Source organism: Flavobacterium lacus (assembly GCF_003268815.1).
GTDB lineage: Bacteria > Bacteroidota > Bacteroidia > Flavobacteriales > Flavobacteriaceae > Flavobacterium > Flavobacterium lacus.
Map to the genome: position 1 here is coordinate 90,874 of NZ_QLSV01000015.1, position 16,453 is coordinate 107,326.

Here is a 16,453-nt window from a genome sequence, read left to right on the forward strand (position 1 = left end):
TCTTTGTTTCAGGTTTTAAACTTGAAACATTAAACTTGAAACAAAAAATTAAGGTACCTCAATCTCGTTCACAATTTTATTAATGATTTCAACCGAAGTGATATTTTCTGCTTCGGCTTCATAGGTAATTCCGATACGATGACGCAACACGTCGTGAACAACGGCACGCACATCTTCGGGAATCACATAACCACGACGTTTGATAAACGCGTAACATTTTGCGGCTGTGGCTAAATTGATGCTTCCACGAGGAGATGATCCAAAACTGATTAATGGTTTTAAACTTTCTAGTTTATATTTTTCAGGAAAACGTGTAGCGAAGATGATGTCTAAAATGTATTTTTCGATTTTTTCGTCCATATACACTTCACGAACTGCTTGTTGAGCACGAAGAATTTGATCGATGGAAATCACGGCATTCACTTTTTCGTAACTTCCTTTTAAATTTTGACGAATAACCAATCGCTCGTCTTCCATTTTAGGATAATCAATCACGGTTTTTAGCATAAAACGATCGACTTGAGCTTCCGGTAACGGATACGTTCCTTCTTGTTCAATTGGGTTTTGCGTGGCTAAAACCAAGAACGGTTTGTCTAATTTAAAAGTCGTGTCACCAATGGTTACTTGTTTTTCCTGCATCGCTTCTAACAAGGCTGATTGCACTTTGGCAGGAGCACGGTTGATCTCATCGGCTAAAACGAAATTGGCGAAAATAGGTCCTTTTTTAATCGAAAATTCATTTTGCTTGATGTTGTAAATCATTGTTCCAACCACATCGGCGGGTAATAAATCCGGTGTAAACTGAATTCGGCTAAATGAACCCTGAACAGCTTGTGACAACGTATTAATCGCCAACGTTTTTGCCAAACCGGGAACACCTTCTAGCAAAATGTGACCTTGTCCTAAAAGACCAATCAACAATCGCTCAATCATATGTTTTTGACCGACGATAACTTTGTTCATTTCATAGGTCAGAAGGTCGATAAAAGCACTTTCTCTTTCAATTTTTTCATTAATCGCTCGGATGTCTAGCGTAGTTGTATTTTCTTCCATAATTCCTATTTTAAGAGCTCGAATTTAATCTGTTTAAATTAACAGTGCAAATTGAAAATTTTATTCGTTTTAAGATGTTAACATAGCGTTAAAACTTCAATAAAATCATAGGCTTTAAGAGTGATTTGTGATTTAGTTTTTATAATTTTAAGACCAATAAGAAAAAAGTTGTGGGTTTGAAAGTTTCAGGTTTCAGGTTTCAAGTTAAAACTACCTATAAACAATCACCCTTTACCTAGTACCATAAATTGTAAAAAAATGAAAACTACATTATCTCCTATTGTTGCAGGAACTATGAATTGGGGTGTTTGGGACAAAAATTTAAGTGTCGCCGAAATGGCCAACCTAATTCTTGTTTGCTTAGAAAATAAAATTACCACCTTTGACCATGCGGATATTTACGGCGGTTATACCACCGAAGCCACTTTTGGAGAAGGTTTCAAACAAAGCAAAATTGACCGTTCCAAAATTCAATTAATTTCTAAATGTGGCATTCAATTAATAACTGATAATCGTAAAAATAGAATCAAACATTATGATTATTCTAAAGAACACATTATTTGGTCGGCTGAAAATTCGCTGAAGAATTTAAAAACCGATTATTTAGACGTTTTTCTTTTACATCGTCCAAGTCCGTTAATGCAAACTGATGAAATTGCAGAAGCGATTGAAAAGTTAAAAAAAGACGGTAAAATTTTAGACTTTGGATTATCGAATTTTACTCCTTCGCAAACCGATTTAATTCAACAAAAAACGAAAGTTTCATACAATCAAATTCAGTTTTCGGCAACGCATTTTGAACCGATGTTGGATGGAAGTTTAGATCACATGCAATTACACAACATTCGCCCGATGGCTTGGAATCCTTTGGGGACAATTTTTAGAGAAGACACTGAACAAACCCGAAGATTAAAAAAACTGCTGGCCCGATTAGTCGAAAAATATCATTTTGGTTCCGATATTATTTTGTTGGCTTGGCTAATGCAACATCCTTCCAAAATTATTCCGGTTGCAGGAACAGTGAATGTGGCCAGAATTCAACAACTTCAAAAAGCTTCTGAATTAACTTTAGACAAAGAAGATTGGTTTGAAATTTGGACGGAAAGTATGGGGAATGAGGTTCCGTAGGTTGCGGGTTGGCGAGTTGCGAGTTGAAGGTTTGGATTTTAAATTTTTTATGAGTAAGATTGTTCATTATTTAAACCAAAAAATCTTTAAAAATGGCAACAATTAACACGTTTAAAGAATTAGACATTTGGCAATTAAGTAGAGAAATTTGTCAAGGTGTTTGGAATGCTTTTGAAAACACTTCATTAGGAAAAGACTTTGAATTAAAAAATCAGATGAATCGATCATCCGGTTCAATAATGGATAATATTGCTGAGGGTTTTGAGAGGAATGGACGACGACAATTTATAAATTTTTTGAGCTATTCTAAAGGTTCTTGTGGAGAGTTGAGATCACAATTATACAGAGCATTTGACAGAAAACATATAACCGAAGAAGAATTTGAATTCTTAAGAGAGAAAACAATTACTGAAAGCAAAAAAATAGGTTCATTTATGGCTTACTTGGTAAAATCTGACAATAACGGAAGTAAGTTTGACAAAAAATAGTGGCGGGTTGCAGGTTGCGAGTTAACCCGTAACCCGCAACTCGTAACTTTAAAACCCGCAACTTTAAAATGATCAACAAACGCCTACTTATCAAAAATCTCCTAGCTCACAATGATGAGAGTAGTTTTTATGATAAAAAACGTCAGTTGAATTTGCATACCAAAGAAGGAAAAGCGAAGTTTTTGAAACATATTTGTGCGTTATCCAATTCAAACCCAACAAACAATTCGTACATCGTGGTTGGCGTTGAAGATCAAGATAATGAAATTACCGGCAATGATTTTTTTGATGACAGTAGGATTCAGAATTTAGTGAATGCTTTTTTAGAAAATCCACCTAAAATTCAATATGAAAATGTGCCGTTTCCCAATTTACCTAAGGATAAAGTGGTGGGTTTGGTCACAATTAAACCCAACAGCAAGGTTTCAGCGTTTAAAAAAGGAATATACACGATTCCGGCTCGAACGGTTTTTGTGCGAAGAGGAAGTAATTCTATTCCAACTGAAGACAAAATTCCGTTTTCTAAAATGAATACCGAAACAGTTATTGGGATTGAAAATAATTCGAGAAACAGTATTTCTTATACATTAGAAGGTGTTTTGGATTTTATGAACAATCGGCACAAAGACATGGCAACCAAATACCATGTTTTTAAGGAACTTTTTGTGGTTTGTTGGGCGGGAAATAAGAAAAAAGTTCGTGACAAAACCTTTTATTCGCGAGTGGATATTGAATTAATTAACGAACAAGTCAAGCTGTTTTATTCCGCTTTTGATGAAGTTTCGATTGAATATGATGACAAGACTTTTTCGATTACTGAATATGTTCCGTTGGGATTGAATGACAAAACGAGTTATTATCCATTGGAGAAACAAACGTTGACTTTTTTTGATAACGGCTATTATAAAATTGAAAACGAGTTTTTGTTTGATCCACCACAATACAATCGAAAAATGATGTTTCATATTTACAATTCCAACTTGTCTTTGTTGCAAAAATTACAAAAAGGAATCGCTTTATCCGAAAATGAAAAGCGAGATTTACTAAATTTGCCCTCTACTTTGATGATTTGTTATTTAAACGGATTTGAAGAAGCCAAACAAAAATTAATTGATGCCAAACCGCTTTTAAAATCAGTTGAAAACGCAACGGTTTATGTAAATTTTAAAGAAACCATGCGGATTTTAAGGAAGGTGAAATATGATAGAAACAATGACTAAAACATTCGTAATCGGAGATATTCACGGAGGTCTTCGTGCTTTACATCAAGTGCTCAAAAGAAGCCAAGCCACAAAAAATGACACTTTAATTTTCTTAGGAGATTATGTGGATGGTTGGAGTGAATCGCCACAAGTTTTGAATTATTTAATTGCTTTGGAAAAGAAACAAAATTGTGTTTTCATCAGAGGGAATCATGATGAATTGCTGCTCAATTATTTAAAAACAAACGATTACAACCAAGAATGGTTCAAACACGGCGGTCAATCGACCATTGATGCCTATGAAAAAGTTTCGGAGGCTACTCGACACGAACATATTGAATTTTTAGAAAATAATTTAAAAGATTATTATTTAGACGAACAAAATCGCTTGTATATTCACGCCGGTTTTACCAATGTAAATGGAATCGCCTTTGAATATTTTCCAAAATTATTTTATTGGGATAGAACTTTGTGGGAAACGGCTCTTGCATTGAACCCAAATCTAACCAAAGAAAGTCCATATTATCCGAAACGGTTCACCTTGTACAATGAAATTTATATTGGTCATACACCAACTACACGAATCAATGAATCCATTCCAATCAACAAAGCCTGTGTTTGGAACATCGACACGGGTGCTGCTTTTCATGGCCCACTTACCATTTTAGATGTTAATTCTAAACAATACTGGCAAAGCGAACCCTTGCCGCAATTGTATCCTAATGAAAAAGGCAGAAATTAGCAGTTTACTGTTAAAACAGAATTGTTTACATTTGTATAAAATTTATAACGATGAAAAAACTATTTACATTTGGATTGATTTTGAGTGGTTTATTTGCTAATGCACAAGCATATAGCGGAAAAGGAGACCAAAAATTTCAGGTAGGGGCAAATATTCAAGACCACGGAACCGGAATTGTTTTATTTTATGACCACGGAATTGGCGAAAACATGTCGATTGGTATTCAAACAGGCTATCTTTTAGGTGTTGATGAGCCTGCTGGGGTCAGTGGAGCAAAGTTTGAAGATCGATATGATTTAAAAGCTCGTTTTAGTGCCAACATTGGTAACGTTATTGGAGTGCCAGCTAAAGTTGATGTTTATCCCGGTTTAAATCTCGGATTGCGTAATTTTGGTGGTCACGTAGGTGCTCGCTACTTTTTTTCTGACGGTTTTGGATTGTTTTCAGAAATTGGTTTCCCAATTGCATCCTATGAGAATGATCCAATTGGATATCAAAAATTGAATAATCAATTTCAATTTAATATTGGAGCTTGTTTTAATTTATAATAAAGGTGACGTTAATCGAAAAAAAATTAAGAGACCGCAGTGGTTCCAAATCTGAATTTAGTGGTTTAGAGGAAAATTTAGTGGTTTACACCGTTCCTCCTAAAACAGAAGAAAGTGCAGAAAACAGCGTTTTAATTACGCAAAACTTAAAAAATCAAATCGAAAATCCCGAAACCACAAATCCAGACGATTGGCGAGGTTTAAATGAAAGCATGTGGAACGAACATCTACCGGTTCAAATTGTATCATGGCGAATGTTGGCTCGGTTAAAAAACCACGACTTACTGGATATGATGTATTTGGATGAAGATGCCTTAGAATGGGCAAAAGCAACCGGAGAAGGTGATGATGAAGAAGGGAAAATCATCCATAAAGATTCCAACGGAAACATCTTAAAAGATGGTGATTCGGTGGTTTTAATAAAAGATTTGGATGTAAAAGGAGCTAATTTTACTGCTAAACGTGGTGCTGCTGTTCATCATATTAAATTGGTTTGGGATGATGCTAATCTTATTGAAGGAAGAGTGGAAAATCAAACGATTTACATTTTAACACAGTATGCGAAGAAAACGAAATAATGTGGCAATTGGACGATTAGTCAATGCGTCAATTGGAAAACCCTGCTAAACATCAAGTCTGGCAGGGTTTTCGTATTTAAAACAAAACAAATGTTAATTGGGCTGAAGTTGCACTGTTGATTGTTCTGGAATAACATGGCAAACATCAGCCGTCACCACGATTGGTTCAGAGATAAATGTTTGATAACCTTCTTTGGAAACGGTTAAAACGTACGTTCCAACGCGTTCCCAAGCTCCGATAAAAACAGGAACTTCTTCGTTTGGAAATTGTTCTAATGTTTCCGTATATGTTCCATCTTGTGCAACAACGGTTACTCCTGTTGACAAAAACTCATCGGTTACAGCGTCTTTTACAGTGATGTTTAAACCGGCTTTTGCTTCTTGGGTGCAATAAATTTCATCATCATCATCGCAAGTGGTTGCAAGTAAAAATGGCGTGCATGCCAATAGTAAAAAAATCTTTTTCATGTGTTTATTTTTTTGGTTAATAATTTAGATGGGAAACCAATGAAAAAGTTGCGTAAAAAAACCCTGCAAATACAAAAATTTGCAAGGTTTTCTTTTCTCTATTTTCTTTATTCTATTTTCTTCTAAACTACAAATCAAACTTAATTCCTTGAGCCAAAGGCAACTGATCAGAATAGTTGATGGTATTGGTTTGTCTTCGCATATAAATTTTCCAAGCATCAGAACCTGATTCTCGGCCGCCACCGGTTTCTTTTTCGCCACCAAAAGCTCCTCCGATTTCGGCACCGGAAGTTCCGATGTTAACGTTGGCAATTCCACAATCGGAACCGGCAAAGGATAGAAATTTTTCTGCTTCTTTTAACTCGTTGGTCATGATAGCAGAAGATAAACCTTGTGCTACTCCGTTTTGCATTTCAATGGCGTTTTCTACTTCGCCGGAATATTTCATTAAGTATAAAACCGGTGCAAAGGTTTCGTGTTGCACAATTTCAAAATGGTTTTCGGCTTCAATAATGGCCGGTTTTACATAACATCCGGATTCATATCCTTCGCCGGATAAAACGCCACCGTCAACTAAGACTTTTCCGCCTTCGGCTTTTGCTTTTTCAATAGCCGCTAAATACGTGTTTACAGCATCTTTGTCGATTAATGGTCCGATATGATTTTTTTGATCTAATGGATTTCCGATGGTTAATTGTTTGTATGCTCCAACAATTGCATCTCTCACTTTATCATAAACCGATTCGTGAATAATTAAACGTCGGGTTGAAGTACAACGCTGTCCTGCAGTTCCCACAGCACCGAATACAGCACCCGGAACCACTACTTTTAAATCGGCAGTTGGTGTAATAATGATCGCATTGTTTCCGCCTAATTCTAATAATGATTTTCCGAAACGTTGAGCTACGGTCGTTCCTACGATTCTTCCCATTCGGGTGGAACCTGTGGCAGAAATTAATGGAATTCTAACATCGGTTGTCATCATTTCACCCACTTTGTAATCGCCGTTGATGATACATGAAATACCTTCCGGTAAATTATTATCTTTTAAAACGCCTGCAATTATATTTTGACAGGCAATAGAACATAACGGTGCTTTTTCGGAAGCTTTCCAAACACAAACATCGCCGCAAATCCATGCCAAAGCAGTATTCCAAGCCCAAACAGCTACCGGAAAGTTGAAGGCAGAAATAATTCCTACAACGCCAATGGAATGCCATTGTTCACGCATCACGTGACCCGGTCGCTCGGATGGAATGGTTTGTCCGTTTAATTGACGTGATAAACCAACGGCAAAATCGCAGATGTCAATCATTTCTTGTACTTCGCCGTAGCCTTCTTGGAGTGATTTCCCCATTTCGTAAGAAACCAATTTTCCGAGCGGTTCTTTTAATTCTCTTAATTTATTCCCGAATTGACGCACAATTTCTCCTCTTTGCGGAGCTGGCATGGCTCGGAATGTTTTGAAAGCAGTGGTTGCAGCTTGCATTACTTTTTCGTAATCGGCTGCGGTGGTTGCTTTTACTTTTCCTATTAATTGACCATCTACAGGTGAATAACTTTCGATGAGTTCGCCGTTTGAAAAGTGATTGCTTCCGGTGGAAGTTCCTTCGTTAATGGGTTTGATACCTAATATTTCTAAGGCTTCGGTCATACCGAATTGTTGTGCGATCGTTGACATTATAACTTTTTTAAAGGTTTTTGTTATATTTTTTTGCGAAGATACCGATTTTTTTTCTCTTGTAAAACTGATTTTGTAGTGAAGCAGTGAATCGCAGCCCCGATGGTAGTGGAAAGCCTTGTGCCGCAAAAACTGATTTTTTCTTGGTGAACCAAAGCGACCAACGGAAGCTCTTGGGGCAACTTAGAAAAAACAGTTTTTGCAAACAAGCTTGTAACGGACAGCGGGAATTGTCTGCCCTAACAGTTGTAGGTTATCAGTTGTCTGTTTTTGCGACAAATCGAGGATCAGTTTCCATAACGGTGCCGCATTTTTGACAGGTTCTAAGCTCTTTGGAATTATAAAAGTGTTGAAAGTGGCCTAAAAAGTCTTTTTCGATGTCTTTGAGTTCAAAATACACTTCGTATAATTTATGGTTGCAATTGTCGCAAAACCAGAGTAATCCGTCGGGAATGTCTTGACCCACTCGTTTTCGTTCGACCACTAATCCGATGGAGTTTTCTTCTCGCACGGGAGAATGTGGTGTTTTGGCGGGAAGTAGAAACATATCGCCCGGACCAAGTTGCATGGCAATTTTTTCTCCATTTTCTTGAACAAAAACGGTGATGTTTCCTTCTAATTGATAGAATAATTCTTCGGTTTCGTTGTAATGATAGTCTTTTCGGGCGTTTGGTCCGGCAACAATCATGACGATATAATCGCCGGAATCGACGTATATATTTTTGTTCCCAACGGGTGGTTTGAGTAGGTGACGGTTTTCTTCAATCCATTGGTTAAGATTGAATGGTTTTTGGATTGTCATATTTTTTGAATTAGAACTGTAAAGTTATGAAATAAAAAAAGCCAAACGAATCACGTGAAGAGCCCTTTTTATTTCTTGGGCGAGCGGCCGGGCTTTACATTCCAAGTTTTTAATTTTTTTTACAACTGCTCCGGCTGCGGGAGCTTCCGTTGGTCGCTTCCTCGCTCGGGCATTTGTACCAAAAAAATCAAAAAAGCTTTCCATTGCTATCCCTGTCGCAGTTTATGCAATCAATCTATTCCTCATCCACAGCATCCTTATAATCCGGATACAAAAATTTGTTATAAGGAAAACGAGTCACGTGGATTTCTCTGACGGCTTCGTATACTTTTTCTCTAAATTCTTCAAAATTCTCTTTATTTGTTGCCGAAATAAACAAGGCTTTATCTTCGCCCACATTGCTCATCCAAGTTGCTTTCCATTCTTCTAACGAATAATGTTTACTGGTTTTTTCAATCATCAAATCATCTTCATCAAAATGAGCAGGTTTATAGGCGTCAATTTTGTTAAAAACCATAATAATCGGTTTGTTGGCACTTTTTATATCCTGCAAAATCTGATTCACCGAGGCAATATGATGTTCAAAATCCGGATGTGATATATCCACTACATGCAGCAATAAATCGGCTTCGCGAACTTCATCGAGCGTGCTTTTAAACGATTCCACCAACTGCGTAGGCAATTTTCGAATAAACCCAACCGTATCTGAAAGCAAAAACGGTAAATTTCTAATCACCACTTTTCGAACAGTTGTATCTAACGTGGCAAACAATTTATTTTCTACAAAAACATCACTTTTTCCAACGGCATTCATCAATGTCGATTTTCCCACATTGGTATATCCCACCAATGCTACACGAACCATCGCACCACGATTTCCCCGTTGTACCGACATTTGTTTATCAATCGTTTTGATTTTTTCTTTTAATAAAGCAATGCGGTCACGAACGATCCGACGGTCAGTTTCAATTTCGGTTTCCCCCGGACCACGCATTCCAATTCCACCTCGCTGACGTTCTAAGTGCGTCCACATCCCCGATAATCGAGGTAGTAAATATTGACATTGAGCCAATTCTACTTGTGTTCTGGCATAGGAAGTTTCAGCACGTTGAGCAAAAATATCCAAAATCAGGTTGGTTCGGTCTAAGACCTTGCAATCCAATATTTTAGTAATATTTTTTTGTTGAGCAGGCGAGAGTTCATCATCAAAAATAACAGAAGACACTTCGTTTTCAACAATGTATTTGTGAATTTCTTCAATTTTACCGGTTCCTAGAAACGTCTTCGGATGAGGTTTTTCGAGTTTTTGCCAAAACCGTTTTATCACCTCACCACCGGCAGTAAAAGTTAAGAATTCTAATTCATCTAAATACTCATTCAATTTAGACTCATCTTGCTCTTTCGTTACAATTCCTACAACAACGGTTTTTTCAAAATTTATTTTTTCTTTTTCTAACATATCACATTAAATGTCTTGCAAAATTAAGCAATTCAGAAGCTTTTCTAACCAATCTGCCCAAACAATTGAAATAAAAATGTTGAATTATTTAGTTAAAAATTAAAATAATGTTACATAATTCTTAATTTTTGTTAAATTTGGCTCTCTAAACTTACGAAAAAAAATTACAAAACAATTTAAACTTTCATTTTATGAAAAGAATTACTTTACTCTTACTGTTGTTTTTGTTGACAGGAACGGTTACGTATTCACAGGTTCCTCAGAATTTTGAGGGCGGAATACCACCTGGCTGGACAAGATTTAACAACGCCTTCGGTGCCGCTCAATGGACTACCGTCAATGCAGTAACAACTCCTCCAACAGTTTGTGAAGGCTCTATATCGGCCTTTGTGAACGGCAGAGAAAATATTGGTGCAGGAAATACCTCAGAAAAGTGGTTGGTTTCCTCTCAAGTTACTGTTCCGGCAAACGGACAATTATTATTTTCAACCCGCTCAACAATTAACGGTTTTGACAATACACTATACCAAATTAGAGTATCAACAGTTTCACAAACCAGTGGCTTTTCAATTGTTGCTCAATGGACAGAAGCAGAATTAAATGCCATCTTTAACATTTGTGAAGAAAAGACGGTTGATTTAGTAGCAGCAGGTTATGCTGAAGGTCAGCAAATTTATATCGCCTTCGTAATGTTAGTAACACAACCAACTACAACTCCAACCGGAGACAGATGGATTGTGGATGATGTTCGGTTGATTGAACGATGTTTAGATCCAACAGATTTAAGTGCTACCACCACTTCAAATTCGGCTACGCTAACATGGTTAGGTTCTGCTGCTTCATGGGAAATTGAAGTAGTTGCTTTGCCAGCAGCTCCAACAGGAACGGGAGTGCCTCATTCTGGTTCAAATACCTTCTTAGCGACAGGCTTATCTCCTAATACTTCGTATGCCTACTATGTGAAGGCAATATGTGAAGATGGAACTAGCGAGTGGGTTGGACCATTCAATTTTACTACAACTATCGCTCCGGTTGGTTGCGGTGGAAATTTTGTTGACCCGGGAGGACCAACAGGAAATTATACAAATAATCTAAATGTTAATACTTTAATTTGTCCTGAAAACGCAACAGATTTAGTAACAGTAACTTTTACTGCTTTTGCAACAGAAGGTTGTTGCGATTTTCTCAGAGTTTATGACGGAAATAGTGCAGCAGCACCATTAATAGGAACTTATTCTGGTAATGCTTTACCACCATCAGTCACTTCGTCTACTCCGGGAGGATGTTTATTTTTCAATTTTACATCAGATGGAAGTGTGGTAGGAGCTGGTTGGATTGCTAACATCACTTGTGCTCCTGCACCGTCCTGCCCAAGACCTACTGCTTTAGTAACTTCTGCAGTTTTGTCTGGTTCAGTTAATTTAGCATGGACAAATAATAGTACTGCTACAGCTTGGCAAGTGCTTGCTTTACCTTGTGGCTCACCTCTGCCAAATGACTCAACAACAGGTTGGGTTGATGCTCCAACAAATCCGTTTAACGTTACTGGATTAAATCCGGATACATGTTATTCATTTTATGTAAGAGCTATTTGTGCTGCTGATGACAGTAGTCCTTGGTCTGCGGGTCTTAATGCCACTACGCAACAAATTCCACCTGCTTGTGGAGGAACTTTTACGGATCCGGGAGGTGCTTCAGCTAACTACGCTAACAATACAAACGTAACCACTACTATATGTCCTACTAACGCAACGGATTTAGTTACGGTTTCGTTTTTATCTTTTGCAACCGAGGGATGTTGTGATTTTCTTAGAGTTTATGACGGGAATAGTGCAGCAGCTCCATTGATTGGAACGTATGCTGGAACTGCTATTCCGCCAGACATTACATCCTCTACACCAGGAGGCTGTTTAACGTTTGTCTTCACCTCTGATGGAAGTGTTACAGCTGCAGGGTGGGTTGCCAACGTTATTTGTGGTCCTGCACCAACATGCCCAAGACCTACTGCTTTAGTAACTTCTGCAGTTTTGTCTGGTTCAGTTAATTTAGCATGGACAAATAATAGTACTGCTACAGCGTGGCAAGTGCTTGCTTTACCTTGTGGTTCACCTGCACCTAATGAGTCAAATACCGGATGGGTAGACGCACCAACAAATCCGTTTAACGTAACAGGTTTAAATCCTGACACCTGTTATACTTTTTATGTAAGAGCTATTTGTGCTGTTGATGATATCAGTACATGGTCTGCAGGTATTAACGCAACCACGCAACAAGTACCCCCAGCATGTGGAGGAACTTTTACAGATCCGGGTGGAGCGACAGGAAATTATGCCAATAATACAAACGTTACAACTACAATATGTCCAACTAATGCAACAGATTTAGTAACTGTTTCATTTTTATCTTTTGGTACAGAGGCTTGTTGTGATTTTTTAAGAATATATGATGGAAATAGTGCAGCAGCACCATTAATTGGAACTTATGGAGGGAATGCTATTCCACCGGATGTTACATCATCAACACCAGGAGGATGTTTAACATTTGTCTTTACATCAGATGGAAGTGTTGTAGGTCCGGGTTGGGTTGCCAACGTAATTTGTGGTCCTGCACCAACTTGTCCAAGACCAACAGCTTTGGTGACATCTGCTGTTTTATCAGGATCAGTTAATTTAGCATGGACCAATAACAGTACTGCTACAGCGTGGCAAGTACTCGCTTTACCATGTGGTTCACCATTACCAAATGAGTCAACTACCGGATGGGTAGATGCACCAACGAACCCATTCAACGTAACTGGCTTAAATCCTGATACATGTTACACATTTTATGTTAGAGCTGTATGTGCTGTTGATGATATCAGTACTTGGTCTCAAGGCGTAAATGCAACTACACAACAAATACCACCAGCGTGTGGAGGAACTTTCTCTGATCCAGGAGGAGTTTCTGCTAATTATCCAAACAATGCAAATGTTACTACTACAATATGCCCTACAAATGAGAATCAAGTTGTAACAGTAACTTTTTCATCCTTTAACATCGAAAATAATTTTGACTTTTTAAGGGTGTATGATGGAAGCGATGCAACGGCGCCATTAATTGCTACATACACAGGAGTTAATTTACCTCCTCAAATTAGCTCGTCAACTTTTGGAGGTTGCTTAACGTTTGTTTTCACCTCCGATGGTGTTGTAAACGCCCCAGGCTGGGTAGCTAGTGTAGTATGTACAAGCTGTCCTTCGCCAACTAATTTAACGGTGACAGCAACTAATACGTTTACTGCAGATTTAACATGGAACAGTTTAAGTGGAAACAGCTGGGAAATTTTAGCACTACCTTGTGGCTCACCAGCACCTGATGCTAATTCAACAGGTTGGCAAACAAGTACTACTACATCGCACGTTTACACAGGATTGAATCCTTTAACATGTTATACTTTTTATGTAAGAGCTGTTTGTGATCAGGAAACTGGTCCTTGGAGTGTTTCGGCAACCGGAACAACATTACCAACTTGTCCGCAACCAATTGACCTTTTGGCAACAACTGAAATTGGTTCATTTTCAGTGGAGCTTCTTTGGACACCTCTTGGTCCTGAAACGCAATGGGAGGTTATAGTGCAACCTTTAGGAACCGGTGCCCCTGGAGTAGGAGCAACTGGAGTAATTGTAAATAATAATCCGAGTTATATTTTTATAGCAAGTGAAGATGTTTTTTATGAATATTACGTTAGGGCTATATGCAGCTCTACTGATGTAAGTTTTTGGTCAGGTCCAGAACAGTTTTCAATTTTTATTCCACCCGGATGTGCATCTGTAGATGTGGTTGGAGTTGGAGTTGACATAGTCGATGGCTCAATTGTGGTTTGTCCGGATTCTGATATCGAAGAAATAAACCTTTCGGCCTCTTTTTATGGTATTGCTGCTACTACTTCGTATGAAGTTAATCCGATAGAATATGCACCACCATTTCCTTTTACAGGAGGAATACAAACATCTGTAAATACAGATGATGTTTGGTCGAATGCAATTAACTTACCATTTAATTTTTGTTTCTTTGGTCAATCTTTTACACAAGCAAAGGTTGGTTCTAACGGAGTTGTTCAGTTTGGAAATGGAATGACAAATGGAGGGTTTTGTCCTTGGTCTTACACTCAATCTGTGCCGGATCCAAATTTCCCAATTTTAAATGCAATTTATGGCGTTTACCAAGATATCGACCCTAATATTAACAATGCTTTTGCATCACCCAATATAAACTATCAGGTTTTAGGAACATCTCCTTGTAGAGCTCTTGTTGTTAATTTCTCGCAGGTTGCTCAATTTGGTTGTACAACTGATGCTAATATTGGAGCTCAAACAACTCAGATTGTTATCTATGAAATTTCAAATATTATTGAGGTTTATGTGCAAAGAAGAGTTCCTTGTACATCATGGAATGGGGGAAGAGGTGTAATTGGTATCCAAAACGCAACAGGAACCTTGGGTTATACTCCCCCAGGGCGTAACACAGGAACTTGGACTGCTATTGAAGAAGCATGGAGATTCCTTCCAAACGGAGAGTCCGATGTTGACTTCCAATGGTTAATGAACGGTTCACTTTATAGTGATCAAAACGATATTTCAATTGTATTGACACCAGAACAACAACAAGAATTAGAAGAAAACTTATCGTTAACGCTGGAAATGCAAGCGATTGCTACGTACTCAACGTGTACACCAGGAGAAGAAATTACAACTTCTAAAACGGTTGATATTGTTTACATCATTGAATTCCCAAGCAACGACCCTGTAGATTTAGAGTCTTGTAGTGCTACTGGAACAGCAATCTTTGATTTAACACAAAACACGCCAATAATATTAGGAACTTTTGATCCTGATTTATTCTTGATTACTTATTATACATCGGAAGAAGATGCTTTAGTTCCTCAAAACCCTATTGAAAACCCTGCTGAATTTGAAGGTACGGATGGCCAACAAATTTGGGTACGCGTTTCCGATTTAACGAATACCTGTTCTTTGGTTAAATCATTCTTCTTGAATTTTGGCGATGATATTATCACACCAATTGTAGAATTTGAATATAATCCGGCTGTAATTTGTGTCTCAAGCAGTAGCGGGCTTTTATTGCCAACTTTGGCAGAGGGCTTTAATGCTGGAGGAGAATTTACTTCTACAGCAGGTTTAGTAATTGATGCTACTACTGGAGAAATTAATTTGGGAACTAGTACTGCCGGAATTTACGAAGTAATTTATACTTTAGAAGCAGAAGGTTGTACGGACGGAGGTACTTATTCTTTTACAATAGAATTAGTAAATGCAGTTACACCAATTACAGAATTTAGTTATGATCAAGAAGAATACTGTAAATCAGGATCTAATCCAGTTCTTGAACCGGCCGAAAACTTTGATACAACAGGACAATTTACTGCTACACCTGAAGGCTTAACAATTGATCCTTCAACAGGAGCAATTGATTTGTCAACTAGTACAGATGGTGTTTATGAAATTACTTATTTAGTTTCATCTAATACAGGAGTTTGTGAAATTAATGAAAGTCACACAGTTACAATAACGATCAATGATGTTGTTGACCCAGTTTTTGAAACAATTACATTAACCTATTGTATTGGTGCAACACCAGATGAATTGCCAACAGCAACAAATGGTATAATAGGAACATGGAACCCTTCAACAATTGATACCTCAGTAGCTGTTGTAGATGCAGAGTATGTATTTACTCCAGATGAAGGGCAGTGTTCAAACCCAGTTACATGGTTAGTAACTGTAACGGAAGAAGTTACACCAACATTTGAGCCAATAGTTACGGCTTATTGTTTAAATGCAACACCTGATGCTCTACCGGTTATCACTAATGGAATCACTGGTGAGTGGAGTCCGGCCACAATTGATACTTCAGTAGCGGTTGATGCAGTATATGTGTTTACTCCAGATGCAGGTCAGTGTGCTGTTCCAGTGACTATATTGGTAACCGTCTCCTCCGAAATCCTTCCAACATTCGATCCAATTGTTGTTTGTCAAAATGCAGACGCTCCGGTATTGCCAGCGACTTCCTTAGAGGGCGTAACGGGAACTTGGAACGGAGTAGTAGACACTAGTGTAGCAGGTGAATTTGTGTTCACTTTCACACCAAATGAAACGTTTGAATGTGCCATAGCAACGACCTTAACGGTTGTTGTCAACCCAACGGTTGTTGCCACGTTTGATGCCATTACAACTACCTATTGTCAAGGTGCAACACCTGATGCTTTACCCGTTTCAAACAATGCTGTACCGGGAACATGGTCTCC

Annotated in this window: 13 protein-coding genes; 7 read left to right on the forward strand and 6 right to left on the reverse strand. The window is 38.0% G+C overall.

Annotation, left to right across the window (positions count from 1 at the left end; genetic code table 11):
* Positions 1-48: 48 nt before the first annotated feature.
* Complete coding sequence (locus B0I10_RS13680) at positions 49-1,053, reverse strand: AAA family ATPase (protein WP_112087072.1); 1,005 nt, start codon at positions 1,051-1,053, stop codon at positions 49-51.
* A gap of 258 nt (positions 1,054-1,311) precedes the next feature.
* Between B0I10_RS13680 and B0I10_RS13685 the strand changes: the two genes are divergently transcribed.
* From B0I10_RS13685 to B0I10_RS13710, 6 genes are all read left to right on the forward strand, one after another.
* The gene (locus B0I10_RS13685) at positions 1,312-2,181 is read left to right on the forward strand and encodes an aldo/keto reductase (RefSeq protein ID WP_112087073.1); all 870 of its coding nucleotides are present in this window, start codon (positions 1,312-1,314) and stop codon (positions 2,179-2,181) included.
* A gap of 92 nt (positions 2,182-2,273) precedes the next feature.
* Complete coding sequence (locus B0I10_RS13690; RefSeq protein ID WP_112087074.1) at positions 2,274-2,669, forward strand: four helix bundle protein; 396 nt, start codon at positions 2,274-2,276, stop codon at positions 2,667-2,669.
* A 68-nt stretch (positions 2,670-2,737) separates the two neighbouring features.
* Complete coding sequence (locus tag B0I10_RS13695) at positions 2,738-3,889, forward strand: ATP-binding protein (RefSeq protein WP_112087075.1); 1,152 nt, start codon at positions 2,738-2,740, stop codon at positions 3,887-3,889.
* A complete protein-coding gene (locus B0I10_RS13700; protein WP_112087089.1) occupies positions 3,882-4,613 on the forward strand; it encodes a metallophosphoesterase in 732 nt (243 codons plus the stop codon). Before B0I10_RS13695 ends, B0I10_RS13700 begins: the two co-directional genes overlap by 8 nt.
* Before the next feature lie 50 nt (positions 4,614-4,663).
* Positions 4,664-5,161 (forward strand): DUF6646 family protein, encoded by a 498-nt coding sequence (locus B0I10_RS13705; protein WP_112087076.1) that lies wholly within the window; start codon positions 4,664-4,666, stop codon positions 5,159-5,161.
* 5 nt (positions 5,162-5,166) lie between these two features.
* Positions 5,167-5,739 (forward strand): PhnA domain-containing protein, encoded by a 573-nt coding sequence (locus tag B0I10_RS13710; protein ID WP_112087077.1) that lies wholly within the window; start codon positions 5,167-5,169, stop codon positions 5,737-5,739.
* 93 nt (positions 5,740-5,832) lie between these two features.
* On the opposite strand, the gene B0I10_RS13715 is transcribed toward B0I10_RS13710, so the two are convergent.
* The 5 genes from B0I10_RS13715 to hflX form a co-directional block, all read right to left on the reverse strand.
* Entirely contained in the window at positions 5,833-6,207 is a 375-nt protein-coding gene (locus B0I10_RS13715) for a carboxypeptidase-like regulatory domain-containing protein (RefSeq protein WP_112087078.1), read from the reverse strand.
* 127 nt (positions 6,208-6,334) lie between these two features.
* Positions 6,335-7,888 (reverse strand): L-piperidine-6-carboxylate dehydrogenase, encoded by a 1,554-nt coding sequence (amaB, locus tag B0I10_RS13720; protein ID WP_112087079.1) that lies wholly within the window; start codon positions 7,886-7,888, stop codon positions 6,335-6,337.
* A 256-nt stretch (positions 7,889-8,144) separates the two neighbouring features.
* Positions 8,145-8,690 (reverse strand): 3-hydroxyanthranilate 3,4-dioxygenase, encoded by a 546-nt coding sequence (locus tag B0I10_RS13725; protein ID WP_112087080.1) that lies wholly within the window; start codon positions 8,688-8,690, stop codon positions 8,145-8,147.
* 24 nt (positions 8,691-8,714) lie between these two features.
* Positions 8,715-8,894 (reverse strand): hypothetical protein, encoded by a 180-nt coding sequence (locus B0I10_RS13730; protein WP_112087081.1) that lies wholly within the window; start codon positions 8,892-8,894, stop codon positions 8,715-8,717.
* 31 nt (positions 8,895-8,925) lie between these two features.
* Entirely contained in the window at positions 8,926-10,149 is a 1,224-nt protein-coding gene (gene hflX / locus B0I10_RS13735) for a GTPase HflX (protein ID WP_112087082.1), read from the reverse strand.
* Between the two features lie 191 nt (positions 10,150-10,340).
* Between hflX and B0I10_RS13740 the strand changes: the two genes are divergently transcribed.
* Positions 10,341-16,453: CUB domain-containing protein (locus B0I10_RS13740; RefSeq protein ID WP_181456958.1), on the forward strand; the 6,113-nt coding region annotated here is incomplete at its 3' end.